We start from the raw sequence: 18,284 nt of genomic DNA on the forward strand, positions 1-18,284 counted from the left end.
AGAGATTTACAAGCACGATAAATCAAAAGAGAAAAAGTACCTCTTAAAAATAAAGCTTCTCCTATAACCTCTTATATTTTGTTAGTATTTCAAAAATACAATGCTTATTCATACAATACAGCATACATATTAATAGCTATGAACTGAAAAGTGTCAAATAATCCGATTAGCACCAAAACTTATAAGGCAAAAACCACATATTGTAGCGGCGTAGAAAATAGTGGTGTTTGGTAATTGAGCACGAGATATTATTCCATCCCTTCATCTCTCCACCAAAAATTGCATTCATAAATAACGAAAATATGAATACTTATAAGTATTCATATTAGACGTATTAAGCGCCTGATTTTACTAATCAATCGCAACGTTCGTAATGATTTTACACATTACCTTTCTAAAAGCACTTTCTAAGAACATGTCAAAAATAGAATTCACTTAAAGTGCATTGTATAAAAACAACACACCATATACTTTTAAACAAAAATGATTTGTTAACAGAAATACTTTGATTATAAACTTAAATAAGATTGATGATATGGATTTTTCATGGGCTTTTTGTCAATATTATAGATATGAATAAATATGCAATCATCGGTAATCCCATAGAACATAGTTTATCACCAACTATTTTTCAGGCATTCGCTGAACAAACGCATCAATCATTTGAATATTTTAAAATAAAAGCTCCGCTCGATGGCTTTGCTGCAGCTATCGCGCAATTCCAAGAAGAAGGTGGGAAAGGCATCAATGTTACTTTGCCTTTCAAATACGAAGCCTACCAATTGGCTAATATAAAAAGCCAGAAAATAAATGTATCAAGTGCTTTACAATTTTTGGACAATGGAAACATTTATGCTGTTAATTATGATGGTTTAGGTTTAGTTCTAGATTTAACATGCAATCATAATATAACGTTAAAACAAAAATCTATTTTAATTATCGGCGCAGGTGGTGCAACTCAAGGTATTATAGCATCGCTTATCAAGACAATGCCTGCAAAAATTGTTATTGTTAATCGAACCGCCACGAAAGCGCGCAAACTGGCCAATTTCTTTCAATCATATGGTAACATTAGTGGGGTTGGTTTTGATGCATTAAAATCTGAACATTACGATATTATCATTCACGCGACGAGCTTGGGTCACCAAGGGAAAGTACCTGCTTTACCAGATGGTTTAATAGCTTCACATACTTATTGTTACGATCTTTCTTATGGAAAGAGTGCTATGCCGTTTTTACACTGGGCAAGAAGTCATGGTGCAATATATTATTTTGATGGTCTAGGTATGTTAGTGGAACATAACGCCTCTCTTTTTAATTTGTGGTTTAACATACGTCCTAGTACGCATGCTGTTATTAAAATGCTTCATACTCACCTGTGAATTGTCTCTTAGCAATTTATAACAGTTGATATTAATGAATAAAAATGTAGTTGTTTGTTTAGTCTCTTGTTTTACATATAATAAATGTTAAATTTAATCGTATGGCAATGAACTAACCTGGAGCAGTTTTTTACATAAGACAAATACGGATAGTTTTAGAAAATTTTATCTCATGGATGAATAGGATCTAAAGACAGAACTTTTAGTAAGAACTACCAGTTAGGTGATAGTCATAAGCAACTCTTTCTTTATATTAACTTCCCACTATAAGAATGGTATTGCGTAGTACACCTGATGATATTTCAGTATACCCGCTATGTGTTTCAGATCTTTTAAATATTTCAGATAACACTACTCAATATAAGCTAAAATGTACCGTTGTTTTCAATATTATCTGGGTCTATCAAGATAGCGCTGGGTTTGTGTTCTCTCAGTATATTTCTTTCGTAGTTAAGTGTATTTCTTTCTCAGTTATTGGGATAATCAATATTAAAAGTTCGATAAGATAAAGTCTTTGATTTTGTTTTTCAAAATACCTTGTTTAGTTCAAGCCTATTAACTTCAAGCATAGTGGTGATTGTATTCTTAATTTGCCCAAGAATATTTGTTGTTTTCGTAATATCGTGCTTCCCCTTAGTCTCGATATATCGTTCTTTACCGTCTTTATACTAAGGCACTATTGATAGGGTTTATATGGGATACCGTTGTTAAATTCATGGGTTACAGGATAGACTATTTAGCTTAATGGAATTTTATAAAGATGCAAAGAATTTGATGAAGAATTAATAATCAACATATGAGCTGAGAATAGCGGTAACAAGTAGCATGTGTTTATCCCTTTATAGCCAATGATATGGAGGTATTTTCTGCATGAGCTTCATTACAAATAATACAGTGCGATTTTGAATTCACTACAGACAGTCAGATCGTTTCTAAAAAACTAATAACTTAAGTCAATTGTTAGATTAGATTATTCATATGAGATTATCGCCGAATTACTCAAGTGTCATCTTCATCAAGCAACATTGATAATCTTAGTTAATCTTTTCTTATCTGAAAATAAAATAGGGATACCTTTTATACCACTATGTGTACGTTTGATGATATGATGCGTGGTAGTCTAAGAAAGTGTACATGGACGGTAAATGGGATTTATATTAATCTCCATTCTAAATAATTTTATAGAAAAAAATGGGCTTCTTTCTTAATGAGAATGATTTTGGCATTATACTCCCTAAATTAGATACTCCAGTATAATTCTCTTGGAATCACAGCGTACTGGATAATGACAGGCTGCAAGCGCTTTTATGATAGATATGACAAATATGGCAAGTCCTGTACTCTTGTCTATTTTGATTCTTAGGTGACTAAAAATATTCTTGCATGAATGAAGTAGCAATGGAGTGAGGGTTTCCAAGTGCCCCGTGGACTTTCTTTACTTTTAAACAATACTAAACAATACGCAAATAATTCTCAATCGAGATTAGCTTACCATACAAACCTACTAAAGCTTTTCAACCAGCTTGTTAGGATAACCTTTACTTTAATATAATAATCTCTTAAGTAGTATTGGTAAGATTATTTTCCTATAGAAGTTTTAATGCAATAATAGCGAAGATCGTGATGTTAAAAATGACGATGTGATTGTGATTGATTAAAAGTCCGTTTTTTAAAATGCCATCACAATTGATAAATTTAAGTGCCTACATAGATTAAAATTAATGAAAAGAATCATTAGGTTAAATTAATTTTTGAGTTTGTTATCAGTATTTCATCATCAATATATTTGATATCTTTGAATAAAGGTTAAAATAAGCTGAGTTAATTTTTCAGTCGCCAATTTGACACCACGTAAGGTTTGTTCGTGAGTGACTTTTTCTTTTGTGATTCCCGCAGAAAAATTACTAACAACGGAAATTACACCGACGCGCATATTACAATGTCGCGCAGTGATAACTTCTGGAATTGTCGACATGCCAACGATATCAGCACCCAAAATTCGGTACGCATTAATTTCGGAAGGTGTTTCAAACGCAGGGCCCAAAACACCAAAATAAACTCCTTCTGGCAAATCAATTTTTAATTGATTAGCAATTTCTAAAAATTGAGTTCGAAAGTGAGGATCATAAGAGTCTTCCATACTGACGAATCGAGGTCCAAAATCATCTTCGTTTTGACCCGTAAGTACATTGTTAAATTGAAAATTAATATGATCTCTCACTAAAACCAAAGTGCCAGGTTTAATATCTTCCCGCAAAGATCCAACAGCATTAGTAGCCAACCAGGTTTCGCAACCCAGTAGCTTTATCGTGCGTACCATGGTTTTAATCACATTATTGTCAGCACCTTCGTAATAGTGCGCACGACCGCTTAAACAAGCAACAGGAACATCTTTAATTCTACCTAAATGTAAATTTCCTGCATGGCCTACAATGCTTGATTTATAAAATCCTGGCAGTTCATGATAAGAAATAATGATGGTATCTTCAATTTCATTAGACAGCTCACCGAGCCCAGATCCTAAGACGATAGCTAATTTAGGTTGAAAATTGGGAGCACGATGACGAATTTCTTTGAATGCATTATAAGAAGCAAATGTCATATTCTTTTGCCGCTAATAGTAGTTATAAATGATCTTCTGTTTACCAAGCATGCGATTAGATAACCAAGTAAGTTTATTCTTATATTAAGTTGTCTACAAGCGATAACTTGTTTCACTTTGCAGTAGACTTGTCAAAAAAATCCTAATCCTACAACTTGTTAATTCTATAATTAATACGTTGTGGGGACGCGTTTCTATTTTCTAACTTGACATTATATATGCGATGTCTTTTACAATGTTGACCATTTTATCTTGTTTTATTAATAAAGTAAGTAGAATTATATGAGAGATTGATAAGAAAGTCTTTAAAAGCCATGATTTGGTTTATAACTCCGTTGTAAGACTAAATAATATTTTTTAGTGAGCACTTCTTCTGTAATGATATTCTATAATGATGCTTATCAACCGTTTGCTATTGTTAAACATTCCTATTAGTTCTAATAACGAAAAGCATACTGATTCCAAAAAATTGGAAAAATATTTAGTGCACCGCTGAAGATTGTTACGACATGTTGTGCCATGACCATGATCTTACCATGGTTCAAATAATGGTTCGAGTGTCGTTAGTCCGTTACAGAAACGTAGAGATTTGTTAAGACTATAGTTGTGTCGTGTTTGATTTCGGACAATCAATATCTGAGATACATCTCTCTAGATAACAGAACATTCTAAATGGGTGTTATGTGATTTGATTGTTGGTCTTGCACACGCGCTCTTAAGCTCAGAGTCTAAGAAAAACCGATAAATTGTAGGAGATTTTAACTTTGATTTTAGTTCTTCCTTCCCCTCTAATTGTTACAATATATAATTTCTATTAGAAAGCTACAACAATCAGAAATGAGTAATATAAATTTTCTTTTTTAAAAATGATTTCTAGTATTTCTAGTATGATGCTGAATACTTTGCAAGATCGTCTTTAGTTACATAGTGCTCTTTTGAATCTGAATTACAAATCTAACCAAAATGGAGGAGAATCTGATGTTATACCACTCGGTTGTGATTTATTTAAATCCTCTCCTGCCCTAAAGCCCGACGATAATTACAGATAATTACGAGTGATGGTGGTGATGAGTTCTATTGTAGATCTTTCTGCTATAGATCTTCGGTTAAGGATGTTGCATTTTTATAAAAATAAATAAAGAATGTTTGAGTATTCTCCAATACCAAGTCAGACTTGGTGTTTTCGTGACTCATGCTAACTAAGTACACTGACAGGCTTGTTAAAATCTGATCTTTAACCTTTCTTTAACTTTTCTTTATCTTAAAACCATCTTTATACAAAGATGGTAACGCTAGCTTTACACATACGATATTCTTTTCACGATCTACTCACAGAATCTGTTGCAGTAGATGCCAGAAAGCACGTGCTATGGATATATATGAATGCTGCCTGATGACGAAGAACCGTTATACCCAAATGGCAAAGTGTGTAAAGTTCTATATCACTCTAAGGTATAGAATTACATAAGACGAGATTAATAACACAGATTTAACAAAAGGCTGGTGGGCAAGTCAAGTCTTTTGATAAAGCCGAACGCCACCAGCAGTGCCCACTAGCAGAGTATCAGCAGGACGATGAGCGAATAAACCATTGGTTATAACGCCTGGGAGATTATTGAGGGTTTCTTCTAATTTGATAGGATCTATAATATTCAGATTATGAACATCTAAAATCACATTTTTATTATCTGTAATGAATCCTTGACGATAAACAGGGTCTCCCTCAAGTTTCACGATTTCTCGGGCGACAAAACTTCGCGCCATCTGGATAACTTCGATCGGCAAAGGAAATTTACCTAAAACATCAACACGTTTACTTTCATCTACAATGCAGATAAATCGTTTAGCAGCAGCAGCAATAATCTTTTCTCGGGTAAGAGCACCACCACCTCCCTTAAGGAGATAAAAATGTTCATTAAATTCATCTGCCCCATCTATATATACTTCCAGATTGGAAACCGAATTTAAGTCAATAACGGGAATACCTCGTTCTTTTAATCGTCTTTCAGTTGCTACTGAGCTGGCGACAGCGCCTTCAATTTGATGTTTCTTTTCAGCAAGTGCATCAATAAAATAATTGACCGTTGAGCCTGTACCTACACCAATAACGTCAATATTTTTAATATATTGCATCAATTCTAAGGCGACTGCTTGCTTATAATCATCTAGGTCAGACATCTTTTCTCCGTATTTGCAGGTTGCTAATTCTCTCTAATCTATATGACACGAATAACATTGCCATTGATTGAAGCGCCCCGGCATGATTAAAAACTGCGTTGGCAACATCTGCTATAGAAGTTAAGCTTTTGTTTCATTTATCTAACGCTTCATACAAGACACTGCCGCCTTAAACATAACACATAGTTATTTCTGTTATTAATATTTCTGTTATTCATCCTAATGCGAGAGATTGAGCAAAGCCAAAGCAAGCAGGAAAATAAGAAGCCGACCAGCTATTATCTATCAGCGCAATATAAGCTTCTAAAACGCTTATATCACAATTCAATCTTTTTTCATATTTTAACAAAAGTTGTACGACGTCATTATCTCTAATCCTAGGTCAAGAGATTACTGCACCAATGCTGCACATCGTATCTACTTGTCTATTAACTTGATTACTGTGATGGTAGTGGCATTATATGTATAGTTAGAGTTATTATAATCATCCGGTAGTGACCACGTTTCTAAGGTAGCGGAATGTTTAACTATCTGAATTCGTACTCTTTCTCAGACGATTTTAGGTATAACAGACTACAAATACTTTCTCTCAAAAACTGTCTCAATACTATACAATAGTAATGACGGCTGTATTCTGCAATAACAAATCTGCGTACTCACATATATCGTTCAATTTCTTTCTAGAAAGAAAGATACAACTACCATTAACTATAGGTCTTCATGATAGTTATTATCTGCTCTGTGATCAACGATAATAACCTGCAATGAAAATACATGGGATTCCGAAACACCTATCCAAATCCATAATCAAGTGTATTCTAGATAATAAGAGACTATCCTGAGGGATAATATCAACTAATTAACATGTATTGGTCATTATCGCAGTTATTCTCCTAATCCTAAATTGCAATAAATACATATAATACGATTCCTGACGATGATATTTGAGTAGCTATCTTTCGGCAATTATCGATAATGAATGATAGAATTAATATCATCCGATACGGGACTCCGTGAGTTTTCTGCAAGTTTTTTGCCGTTTCGATATTTTGTCCTTTTCAATGCAAAACATTTGTTAATGATTCTTGGAAAGTAACTCAAAAGAGTATAAATGGGATAATCTAATAATTACGAACAGAGCTTAAGACAAATGCCATAATTGCGATAATAGTTATCTTCTTTTTTCATAAAATCTACACAGTCTTTGATTAAAGACGTAATGAGAGTAGTGCATAAAAGTACATTATATAGTTGAAAGTATAATACTAAATCAAAGAGTTATATTGTATCTACAAGCAATATGGCAGTTGGTAGTTTCTGAAAAATTGCTGCAACAATGCAAAATCTTCAACTTGTTGCACAAAGTATCTGTTTCGTTCCATCTCTGTGCATCATGAATGTCCTTGTCAACAAACATATTACTATTGGCTAGAATGAGATATACGCTTCATTTTTCCAGATAGGACGGGACGATAGATAGTTAAATGGGAAACGACGAGATTCGTGCACAATATACTGTGTTTGTGTACAATGTGCGGCTTGATTTATCAAAAAATAATTTCTTTATCTCCACAGGCGCTCTTGACCCTATTACCAATCTTAGTAAAACATAGAATTCTAACGACCGCCAAATCATTCTTACTTCTCATAAAGAATATACTTCCTCTACAAAATCCCTCTTTGTCGTAACAAAGCCTTCATATTTGGTTCTCGATTCCGAAAAGCTTTAAACAAATCCATTGGATCTTTTGATCCCCCTGGTTCTAAAATATAAGTCAGAAATTTTTGCGCGCTATTGTAATCAAAAATACCATTTTCTTCAAAAACTGAAAACGCATCTGCTGCCATCATTTCAGCCCATTTATAGCTATAATAACCTGCAGCATAACCACCCGCAAAGATATGCGAAAAACTATGTTGAAATCTGTTAAAAGGCGGATAGGTAATTACATCAATTACGGAACGTATTTCATCAAGAATGTGTTGAATTTGATTTTTTTCTTTCGGGTTGAACTCCATATGCAATCGCATGTCCAATAAAGCAAATTCTAATTGGCGCATAATTTGCATCGCCGCATGAAAATTTTTTGCTTTATTTAAGCGTTGAAATAGATTATCAGATAAAGATTCTCCTGATTGATAGTGTCTAGCAATCAAATGAAGTGATTCTTTTTGCCACACCCAATTTTCGAGAAATTGGCTAGCCAATTCTACAGCATCCCATGGTATACCATGAATACCTGATATCGCAGCATAATCAATTTTAGTCAGCATATGCTGAAGCGCATGTCCAAATTCGTGAAATAAGGTATTGACTTCATCATGGCTAAATAAAACAGGTTGGCCGCTAACTGGTGGATTTAAATTACATACGATAAAAGCAATAGGCAATTGCAGCTTCCCGTTAGACAGTCGACGCCTTGTTTGATAATTATCCATCCATGCACCTCCACGCTTCTTTTCACGTGCGTAAAGATCGAAATAAAAATAAGAGACTAAATGATTTCGATTATCATATACACCATAGCAACGTACATCCGGATGCCATACATCCACTTCATCGATCGATTTAATGGTAATTTGAAATAGCCTGTTTACTATTTTGAAAAGTCCTTGGATGACTTGTGGTTCCGGAAAATAAGGACGTAAATCTTCCTGAGAAATATCATATTGCTGTTTACGTAACTTCTCTGATGCATAAACAATATCCCATGCTTCTAATTTTTTTATCCTTAATGCTTTTTTAGAAAATTCACAGAGAATCTTAAGTTCTGCTTTTGCTTTTGGCAAAGCAGTTTGTGTAAGTGCATTTAAAAAATCAATTACTTTTTTCGGTGATTTAAGCATGCGTGTGGTGAGTGAATATTCTGCAAAATTAGAAAAACCAAGTAGCTTAGCTAACTCCAAACGACAACAAAGAATTTCTTCCATGATGGTCGAATTATCCCAATGTCCCGCGTTGGGACCTTGGTCAGAAGCGCGAGTGACAAAAGCCGTATACATTTCCTCGCGCAATGTTCGCGAGCCTGCATATGTGATCACCGCTAAATAAGAAGGGATTTCTAATGTGAATATCCATCCCTTCAAACTTCTTTGCTTTGCTGTTTGTCGCGCAGCCATTTTAGCATGTTCAGGAAGACCACGAAGCTCATTTTCATTAGTTATCTGTTTATACCAGCTCTGCGTTGCATCTAATAAATTTTCTTCAAATTTGTTTTGTAATTGTGATAATGTTTTTACCAATTTAGCAAAATATTGTTTTTTTTCAGTCGATAAAGTAACACCAGCCAATTTAAAATCTCGTATTTCATTGTCGATAACTTTCTTTTGCGCCATATCGAGTTTCTGATATTCTGTCCCTTCTGCAATCGATTGGATTGCGTGGAAAAGTTTTTCGTGATGGCTTAATTCTGTTGAATAGTCCATCAATTTAGGAAGACAAGCGTGATACACATCTCGTAACTCTGGGGAGTTGACAACTGAATTGAGATGACTTACTGGTGCCCAAAAATGATGTAATCGATCATTAATATCTTCAATTGGCTGAATTAACGTGTCCCATGTAAAATTCTTTCTTGAAGTAATCAGTCGATTGATTTTATCTCTATTATCTGTTAGTAGACGATCTAATGACAGTTCAATCTCGTCAAGTGCAATCGTAGTAAATTGCGGCAAATCAATCTTAGTAACTATTTCCCTCATCGCCATATTATAACGGCTTATTTTACTAGATAAAATAAATTTGGTAATTTAAGATACCATAGAGGGTGCGGTCGTCTTCAAAATCACTTCATTAATTCTCGAAGTGTAATGCACAACCCATACTTAACTGTTGTTTTATTGTAATACATCCAGTTCTATAAAAATGCTTCTTAATACTGAGAATCCCATAATCTTTAATTATGCATTATTGTCTAACGTTTACAATGCTTATGTGTGATAAACATGATAACGTCCAACTCTCTGTATAGTAATGTATAGAAAGTACATATAGCAAATCAGAATTAAGCGTCAACATATTAAGCGATATTAGAATATCACCTTCCTTCGTGCAATTACTCCAATGTCACTGGAAATAAATACCAAAAATAATGAAAAACACTTTGCGTGTATTCATTTTATCACCTAATTTTTAAAGGATTACCGTGCAATCCTTTAAAAATAAAACCTATTGCAATGATTTGATACACCAAAAATCTTACTCATTATTTTCCATCTTTGTGACGTGTCCAAGATTTTCAATTAATCCCACTAAAAACAATCTGCGATAGAATTTATATGGGCTATATTCCTGATCCTTATTCCCAATCCTTATATTGTTTAGCTTGAACTTAATTGTCTAGTTATAAGAAATAAAGCTATATTAATAGGGTTGGTTGAATAAACATAGTGATGAGTGATAAAGGTTGAGAGAGTCTAAAGACGGTATTCTTAATGCATAAAGCACCACCTTCAATTGATATGAAAAACCCAATTGATCGTTTTTATATCATTTGGAGTAATTGCTAATTCAGCTTAGAATGCTTCCATTGCCTCTCTAGGTTGTATATAGTGTCTGTTTTAATATCTCTCTGACATCTCTTCTTAAAGTGCGTTTTAACTCATCAACAGATTCAATCGATCGTGTGCTAACTCTTTTGATTAAGCGATTATCAATTTAGTGCTTCTGATAAAGCTACAGAATATATCAGAAACACTGTTGAACGCAACGTGATTTAGTATATTTACTTTATAGCTAATATTACCGAAGAACTTAGCATCATAACCTATTATTTTAGAAGTATTTAGTATCTGAAATTATCTTGTCTATACTTTCTACTAATCCAACTGGTAAAGTTCAATTTTGTTTTATCTATCATGGAGATAACGTTAAAAGATCTAAAAATACATAACGATAAACTTAAAAACAAGTATTAATCTTTTATAAAAATAATATGCATCTATTGTTAGATTAAATTAATAATTATAAAGTTGTAGAATTGCAAACACCTTGAGATCATTTGAAAGTTTAAATTAAGAAAGATAGCCAAGATTATAATGCGATAATCCGTGTACATCAGTTTCTAAGACATATGGATGCTCGACTTTCACTTTAAAGAGTGACTACCATCGATAAAAATTTAAAAAATGATCATCCAGTTTAATGTCTAATCCAGCATTTCTCAACTTCGGATATGATTCTTGATTTTAAATTTGACTCATTTTCTCAATTAATTACTCGCTTCTCAATGTAACGTAATAACGAAATTTTATACTCAATCATTCTATGCCTAAGTACTTTAATTGAACAAAATTAATTATCCTGAAGTTTAAGATTATCATTTCCTTATTTAAATACTCATGAGAGTATAAGCTACTAACTCTTAAAAAATGTCCTGTCTAAAACAGATATTGACATCCGTTTCAAAAAAACTTCGAAATAAAATTGAATGTTATCTTTAACATATTTAAACCTCAATGTGCTTTTCTATTATCGGTAATGCACACTCTAATATCCTTTATATCCTCCTAACGTATTGATGAATATTTTATTTTCTTATTTGATGATGTTAATCTTTAATATATTGAATTTTTTAATTAGACTTGTTAACGACAGATTTGCTAGTATTGTGATTTAAAATGTTGTTTAACCTTTTGGGGTTAGTTCGCCTCTTCAATTTGATAAAAACACGAACTAGTTTTTTAAAACATTGGAAACGATTGGATATGTTTCCTTATATTTTTGAAAGAAAACTTAATAAAGGTTTACGTTAGCAAATCAGATCTTTGTAATCATCTAAAATGCAAAATAAGCGGTGAATATATATGGAGTTAGAAAAAAATGATTGCTGAAAACTTAGAATTGACGGCGGAGTTACGAAACTCTATGGGTAAAAGCGCAGTACGGCGTATGCGTCAATTTGACGATAAGGTTCCTGGAATCGTTTATGGTGCGGGAAAGATCCCCCAAGCTGTTAGCTTGCTACGGAAAGATATTTTAAAAGCGCTCCAAAATACAGCAGTTTTTTCTTCTGTCCTTACCCTTAGAGTCGGCGATGAGCAACAAAAAGTAGTCTTAAAAAATCTACAGCGTCATTGTATCAAATCTACAATTCTTCATATCGATTTCCAGCGCATTAAAGCAACGGAAAAGATAACGATAAATATTCCCTTACATTTCATTGGTGAAGATGAGTGCTCAGCAGTTAAGCAAGGTGGTGTTATTTCACATTTGCAAACGGAAGTTGCAGTTCGATGTTTACCGGCCAATTTGCCGGAATATATTGTAGTAGATCTTTCCAAACTTAAGCTGAATGAATCTTTTCGTTTGTCCGATTTAAAGCTACCTTCAGAGGTTGAATTGACTGTAACGTCCAATCAACAACGTGACTTACCACTCGTAAGTGTTCATATCCTTAGAGTAAACCAAGCTGATATTGAAGCGGAAGAAACTATAGTCGCAGACAAATCTTCTCAAACTGGGGAAACTAAGTCAGAAGTTGATACTAACGAAAAGGAATAAACTTTGTCAGTACCCATTAAGCTTATTGTTGGACTTGGAAATCCCGGTAATGAATATGCTGATACGCGGCATAACACAGGTATCTGGTTTGTTGAGACACTTGCTAATCAAGTAAACCATACTCTACAAAAGGAAGACAAATTTCACGGTGCTATTACTAAGGTTAATCATTGTTGGCTTCTTAAGCCCTCAATTTATATGAATGAAAATGGGAGAGCAGTGGTAGCGTTGGCACGCTTTTATAAAATAAAATCTCAAGAAATTTTAGTGGTACATGATGAACTAGATTTTCCGGTAGGTGTTATTCGTTTAAAAGAAAGTGGCGGTCATGGTGGACATAATGGCCTTCGAAATATTGTTGAGCATTTGAAAACAGGTAATTTTTATCGATTACGGATTGGTATCGGCCACCCTGAACATAAAGATCAGGTAATACCATATGTTTTGAGTACTCCATCTGAAAACGATCGAGTCGCTATTTTATCAGCGATTGATAGAGGTTTACAAATTATTAATGAATTGATGCGAGGTACATTTGAAAATGCTATGCGTAACTTACATAGTTAATAGACAAATAAAAAATGGGTTTTAAATGTGGTATCGTTGGTCTACCGAATGTGGGTAAATCAACTCTATTTAATGCACTAACTAAAGCAGGCATTAAAGCATTAAATTATCCCTTTTGCACGATTGAACCCAATGTTGGGGTAGTTCTTGTTCCAGACAAGCGACTTGAAAAAATCGCTCAACTGATTCAACCAAAACGAATTATTCCAGCTACGGTACAATTTGTTGATATTGCTGGTCTGGTTGCTGGTGCTTCAAAAGGGCAAGGATTGGGTAATCAGTTTCTTGCCCATATTCGTGAAACACAAGCAATCGCGCACGTGGTGCGTTGCTTTGAAAATGAAAATATTATTCATGTTTCTAAAAATATTAACCCTTTTTCTGATATTGAAATTGTGCATACAGAATTGGCATTATCAGATATAGAAACAATCGATAAAGTCTTAATGAAAATCACTAACTATGCGAAACAAGAGAATAAAAAAGCTCGTGAGGTGCAAATTTTATTTGAAAAATTTAAAAACTTCTTGAATCAAGGTGTACCGTTACGTAGAGTGAAATTAAAAGAAGATGAAAAAATTTCATTGCAGCCCTATCAGTTGTTAACATTAAAACCCGTTTTGTATATAGCTAATGTGACAGAAGGAGAGTTTGTAAATAATCCATATTTGGATCAAGTGCTCAAGTATGCCGCAAAAGACAATGCTAAAGTAATTACTATTTGCGCATCTATTGAAGCAGAAATCGCAGAACTTTCTCCCATAGAACAGATCGAATTTTTGCAAAGTCTAAACTTCAAGGAATCTGGATTAAATCGAATCATTCAAGCAGGTTACGAATTGATGGGGTTTATTACTTTCTTTACTGCCGGTCCTCAAGAAGTACGCGCCTGGACGTGTCTTAAAGGTACAACTGCTTCTCAAGCGGCTGGGGTCATTCATAGCGATTTTGAGAAGCGCTTTATACGTGCTGAAGTTATTGGCTACAATGATTATCTCCAATTTAATGGAGAACAAGGCGCTAAAAACGCCGGAAGATGGCATCTGGAAGGAAAGGAATATGTAGTTCAAGATGGGGATATTATATATTTTCGATCTGGCACTGCTTGACATTCTACATGTAAACCGACAGAATGCGCTTTTTTAAAAATCGATTAGTGTGGCTATGTAGCTCAGTTGGTTAGAGCATAGCATTCATAATGCTGGGGTCGGTGGTTCAAATCCACCCGTAGCCATTTAATTAAGTTTTTTAGTGAAGTTTAGACAAAAAGCTGTAAACAACATTGACCTCTTCCATATAAAAACATTACAGTGAATTTTTATTGAAGGGAAATAACTAGATCAGAATATCACCAAAACATTGTGATTTTATTTTATGTATTAATTAGAAGACAAGAAAGATCAGCATTAATACCTTTAACCAGACAGATAAGCAGGAAGAAGAATACCAAGGGAACTACTAACTATCTTCGATGTAACAGTATAGTACACTTCTAAAGACTCTTTTCGAGAAAGAGTAAGAACTTATCTTGCAAATCTCCTTTTATTATATTAGTTTGTAAGGTGATAGTTAGGCTTGTGCTATATCTTTCTTTTCCTCGTCATCGTGGCATTGAATAAGTATCCACACCGTACTCTTGTATAGATAGCATAATATTTTGTATGAGAGGTAAGCTTAAGAATATCAATAGGAATGATAGCGACCTAAATTCATTCAATCAGTAACACAACTGTAAAAATAAGGTAACAATCTCATTTCTCATATCATTAGTGCTAACACGCACCGCAGCTAATCTTTAGATGATAATCGATGGTGTTTTTATAACACAAAGCAAAAGTAACCAGCAACTCATTCTTATAAATTATGAGAATATGAATTTTCAGCAGCTATTCATGTCTAAAAAAGCAATATATGATATTTTATTTATGTCACGAATAATTTATAGGGATACTTATGATACTAATAGAGATGACCCTGCTCATTATGTGTGTTTTATTGTAATACCATCTACTGTAACAATGTGTAGTGAGTGTATGTCGTATTAGGAGAGTAAGATGGGCTATCGATTTACCTTTTTTTGGATTTATTACTTTGACTAACCACAAATAACAAGAAATATAACGGAAATAAATAAACAGTTAAGTCCTTATAGTTTTTATGTGATTTTCCTATTTTAGTTGTTAAAAAAAAGAACGACAGTACTAAAGTTGGTAGTGTGGTATACTGAGGATGAAGAGATTTAGAGATATATTTTAATGATAAAAATTAGTGTAGGATTAATTATCTAATCAATTAATCAATCGAAAAATTCGTATAGTATGAGATCGATAGAATAATTAAAATTGAATCAACTCTAGTAGACAATAGTAATCGAATTTCATTGAAAATTGATAGAAATTGGATAAAGTTCTATCAATTAAGCTCTATCGATAGTGAAGCCAATAACGTCATCAATTCTTCTTCTTTTACCCATGATCATTAGCAGCCGATCAAGTCCCAATGCCACTCCAGAGCAGGGAGGTAATCCTGATTCTAATGCAGCGAGAAGACGTTGATCGATAGCGATTTCAGGAAGGCCGATATCCTTTCGTTTTAAATTTTCTAGTTCGAATCGTCGGCGTTGTTCGCTGGCATTAATTAGTTCTTCAAAGCCATTCGCGCATTCCAGTCCTTTAATATAGACTTCAAAACGTAAGGCTACATTAGGGTTGTATGGATCGATTTTGGCTGAAACAGATTGGGAGGCAGGAAAATCATACACGAATAACGGTTGGCTGAATCCAAGGGTTGGTTCAATAACATGAGCGAATAAAAACTGCAATAAAGTGTCACGATTCTTATAGCTACTAGCGTTCTGTAGTGAAAATTTTTGGCTTAAGGTATGGAGTTCTGGTAAAGAAAGTGCAAATGGATTGATCGATAGATTATTTAAAAATAATTGCTCGTACGTTTTACGGACCGCCTTTTTTGATTGGATGGTTGTTTGCAATAGTGCATCCATTTCACACATCAAATCATGATAGTTAAAACTTGGTCGATACCATTCTAAAAGTGTGAATTCAGGATTATGTTGATGACTGATTTCGTCATCTCGAAAAGCTTTGCAAATTTGATAGATTGGTCCACTGCCAGCAGCAAGTAAACGTTTCATCGCATATTCAGGAGAGGTTTGCAAATAGCGATGATGATATTTTTCATTATTGCTATAATAGGTAGTTTGAAAACTGTGGAGATGAGCATCAGTAACGGTGTACTGTGATAAAAGTGGTGTTTCGACTTCTAAAACATTTCGCTTTGCAAAAAACTGTCGGATCTTGTTATACAGTTTGGCGCGCAGTTTTTGATTACCAAGAGTAGCGGTGGGTTGCCACATTAAATTGGACATTGGTATTACCTCTGAAAGCACTAGCTATATTGAAGAAAGCTAATAAGTTACAATCACCATAACAAAACCCGCCTTTGAAATGTCAAAGAATATCAATAATAAAGTCCACGAAGTATCTTAAGTATACAATATCTACATACTATCTTAAACGTGCCACCTACAAATGATAAGCTGCAGATTAAATTAACTCTCTTCCAAAAAATAGAATTAAAATTATGCTATACTTACCTTAATTTGAAGATAGATAGATATCCTTATTTAATGATAATAGAATAATAAAGATGAAACGAAATATTAACTCTCTGATTTTTGATAAATCATGCTCTCATTCTAGTGTCGATTTAGACCCAAGATTTCATTCACTTAGAATATCAAACACCTAGCATATTAAACCATTTGTTTCTTATTGGTATTGGTGTCGCTGTGTTTTGTTGCACTGAATATCTATTACACTGTATTAACAAGTTTAAAGAGCTCGATGTCACTTATTAAATTCAATCCATGACTCCCCAGAATAACTAAACAACCATTATGTTCATCAATTTTGACAACAGGTGTTTTATAACTTAGATATAGAACTTAAGAGATGCAGAATATCAGTTATTCCGTTAGAGAGTAAGAATGACGCTACAGTTCATCGTGCGTTCAAAACTGAATTAACCATTATCCGTAAGTGTCAACGTTTTCATAACCCACCTTGAATGCTCGCGCTTTTTTCGTTTTGTTAATTAAGGCTAATTATAATTTTACATCTGCATAATAAATGGAAACAAGCAATATCAATGGGAACAAGCAATGTTTATATTTTGGTTGGAAGATCTGTTGTGTGCCGCTGTGAGCAGATTGCGTTCAGCTAACGGTTCAGTCAAGGAAAGTAATACATTGAATTGCTAGTATGAATTTAGTCATGATGAGTATCAATATGACATTGTAGTATTAATTATTGATGAAGGGATCGTAACGGTAATAAGCAACAACTTAAATTATTAACCGATATAGCTGTATTTCAACAAAAGATATAATCCAGATTTAATTATCGATACTTTAGCATCAAGAGAATCCCCATGATGTCCTTGTAATTTATGTAAAATTTCTTCGTAAAAGATTTATCTATAAAGAAAGAAAGAGTTGTAAAATATCATACATGCCACCTACAATCATTATCATCTTTCTGTAGTCACATCAAGAACGTCAATTGCAGCGTTTCCAATCTAGAATCATAAATGAAAATACCGAAGCTAATCTTGGGATTCAATTAGCTAAAGTGTTAAGATATAAGGTTAATACCATCACTTAATAACAACAATGGGTTTAAAGCGTTCGTGATTAGAAAGTTGAGGAAATCAACTCTCATCAATATTATCTCAACAATTAGACAAGGTATTACCAGAACGGAATGTCTCGACGTTAATGATGACATTCCATGTAATTAGATGGAGTACTTATCGATATAACTTTGTATTATTGCTGATGTATCTTAGTTTATGATTAAGAGTAATTTGCTATTTTATTGCAATACACACTGTTGCTCATGATAATCAACTTTGCCTATCTGTCAGTGATACAGTAAAATGAGTAATCTCTCAATTGTCTGAATTTAAAAATTAACGATATTTTGAAGATGCATACGTTAGGATTACAGGTTGTGCGCGAATTATTAAATTTGAG

At 33.6% G+C, this 18,284-nt stretch carries 8 protein-coding genes and 1 tRNA gene; 5 read left to right on the top strand and 4 right to left on the bottom strand.

All coding sequences use genetic code 11. The features are described 5' to 3' along the window. The first annotated feature begins 572 nt into the window (after nt 1-572). On the top strand, nt 573-1,382 hold the full coding sequence (gene aroE, locus CEAn_RS03510; RefSeq protein ID WP_211923807.1) for a shikimate dehydrogenase: 810 nt from the start codon (nt 573-575) through the stop codon (nt 1,380-1,382). 1,777 nt (nt 1,383-3,159) lie between these two features. Here the strand turns inward: aroE and CEAn_RS03515 are convergent. The 3 genes from CEAn_RS03515 to CEAn_RS03525 all read right to left on the bottom strand — a co-directional run bounded on the left by CEAn_RS03515 (nt 3,160) and on the right by CEAn_RS03525 (nt 9,870). Further along, entirely contained in the window at nt 3,160-3,984 is an 825-nt protein-coding gene (locus CEAn_RS03515) for a purine-nucleoside phosphorylase (RefSeq protein WP_211923808.1), read from the bottom strand. Nucleotides 3,985-5,496: 1,512 nt separating this feature from the next. Next, entirely contained in the window at nt 5,497-6,162 is a 666-nt protein-coding gene (gene rpiA / locus CEAn_RS03520; protein WP_211923809.1) for a ribose-5-phosphate isomerase RpiA, read from the bottom strand. A 1,665-nt stretch (nt 6,163-7,827) separates the two neighbouring features. After that, entirely contained in the window at nt 7,828-9,870 is a 2,043-nt protein-coding gene (locus tag CEAn_RS03525; protein ID WP_244670072.1) for a M3 family metallopeptidase, read from the bottom strand. A 2,113-nt stretch (nt 9,871-11,983) separates the two neighbouring features. Between CEAn_RS03525 and CEAn_RS03530 the strand changes: the two genes are divergently transcribed. From CEAn_RS03530 to CEAn_RS03545, 4 genes are all read left to right on the top strand, one after another. Then, a complete protein-coding gene (locus tag CEAn_RS03530) occupies nt 11,984-12,664 on the top strand; it encodes a 50S ribosomal protein L25/general stress protein Ctc (protein ID WP_211923810.1) in 681 nt (226 codons plus the stop codon). A 3-nt stretch (nt 12,665-12,667) separates the two neighbouring features. Then, the gene (pth, locus tag CEAn_RS03535; RefSeq protein WP_211923811.1) at nt 12,668-13,231 is read left to right on the top strand and encodes an aminoacyl-tRNA hydrolase; all 564 of its coding nucleotides are present in this window, start codon (nt 12,668-12,670) and stop codon (nt 13,229-13,231) included. A 14-nt stretch (nt 13,232-13,245) separates the two neighbouring features. Continuing rightward, the gene (gene ychF / locus CEAn_RS03540) at nt 13,246-14,340 is read left to right on the top strand and encodes a redox-regulated ATPase YchF (protein WP_211923812.1); all 1,095 of its coding nucleotides are present in this window, start codon (nt 13,246-13,248) and stop codon (nt 14,338-14,340) included. A 51-nt stretch (nt 14,341-14,391) separates the two neighbouring features. Beyond that, nucleotides 14,392-14,465: transfer RNA gene (locus CEAn_RS03545), tRNA-Met, on the top strand. 1,182 nt (nt 14,466-15,647) lie between these two features. On the opposite strand, the gene epmA is transcribed toward CEAn_RS03545, so the two are convergent. Beyond that, a complete protein-coding gene (gene epmA / locus CEAn_RS03550; protein ID WP_369804513.1) occupies nt 15,648-16,604 on the bottom strand; it encodes an elongation factor P--(R)-beta-lysine ligase in 957 nt (318 codons plus the stop codon). Between the last annotated feature and the right edge of the window lie 1,680 nt (nt 16,605-18,284).

The organism is Coxiella endosymbiont of Amblyomma nuttalli (genome assembly GCF_018107685.1).
GTDB lineage: Bacteria > Pseudomonadota > Gammaproteobacteria > Coxiellales > Coxiellaceae > Coxiella.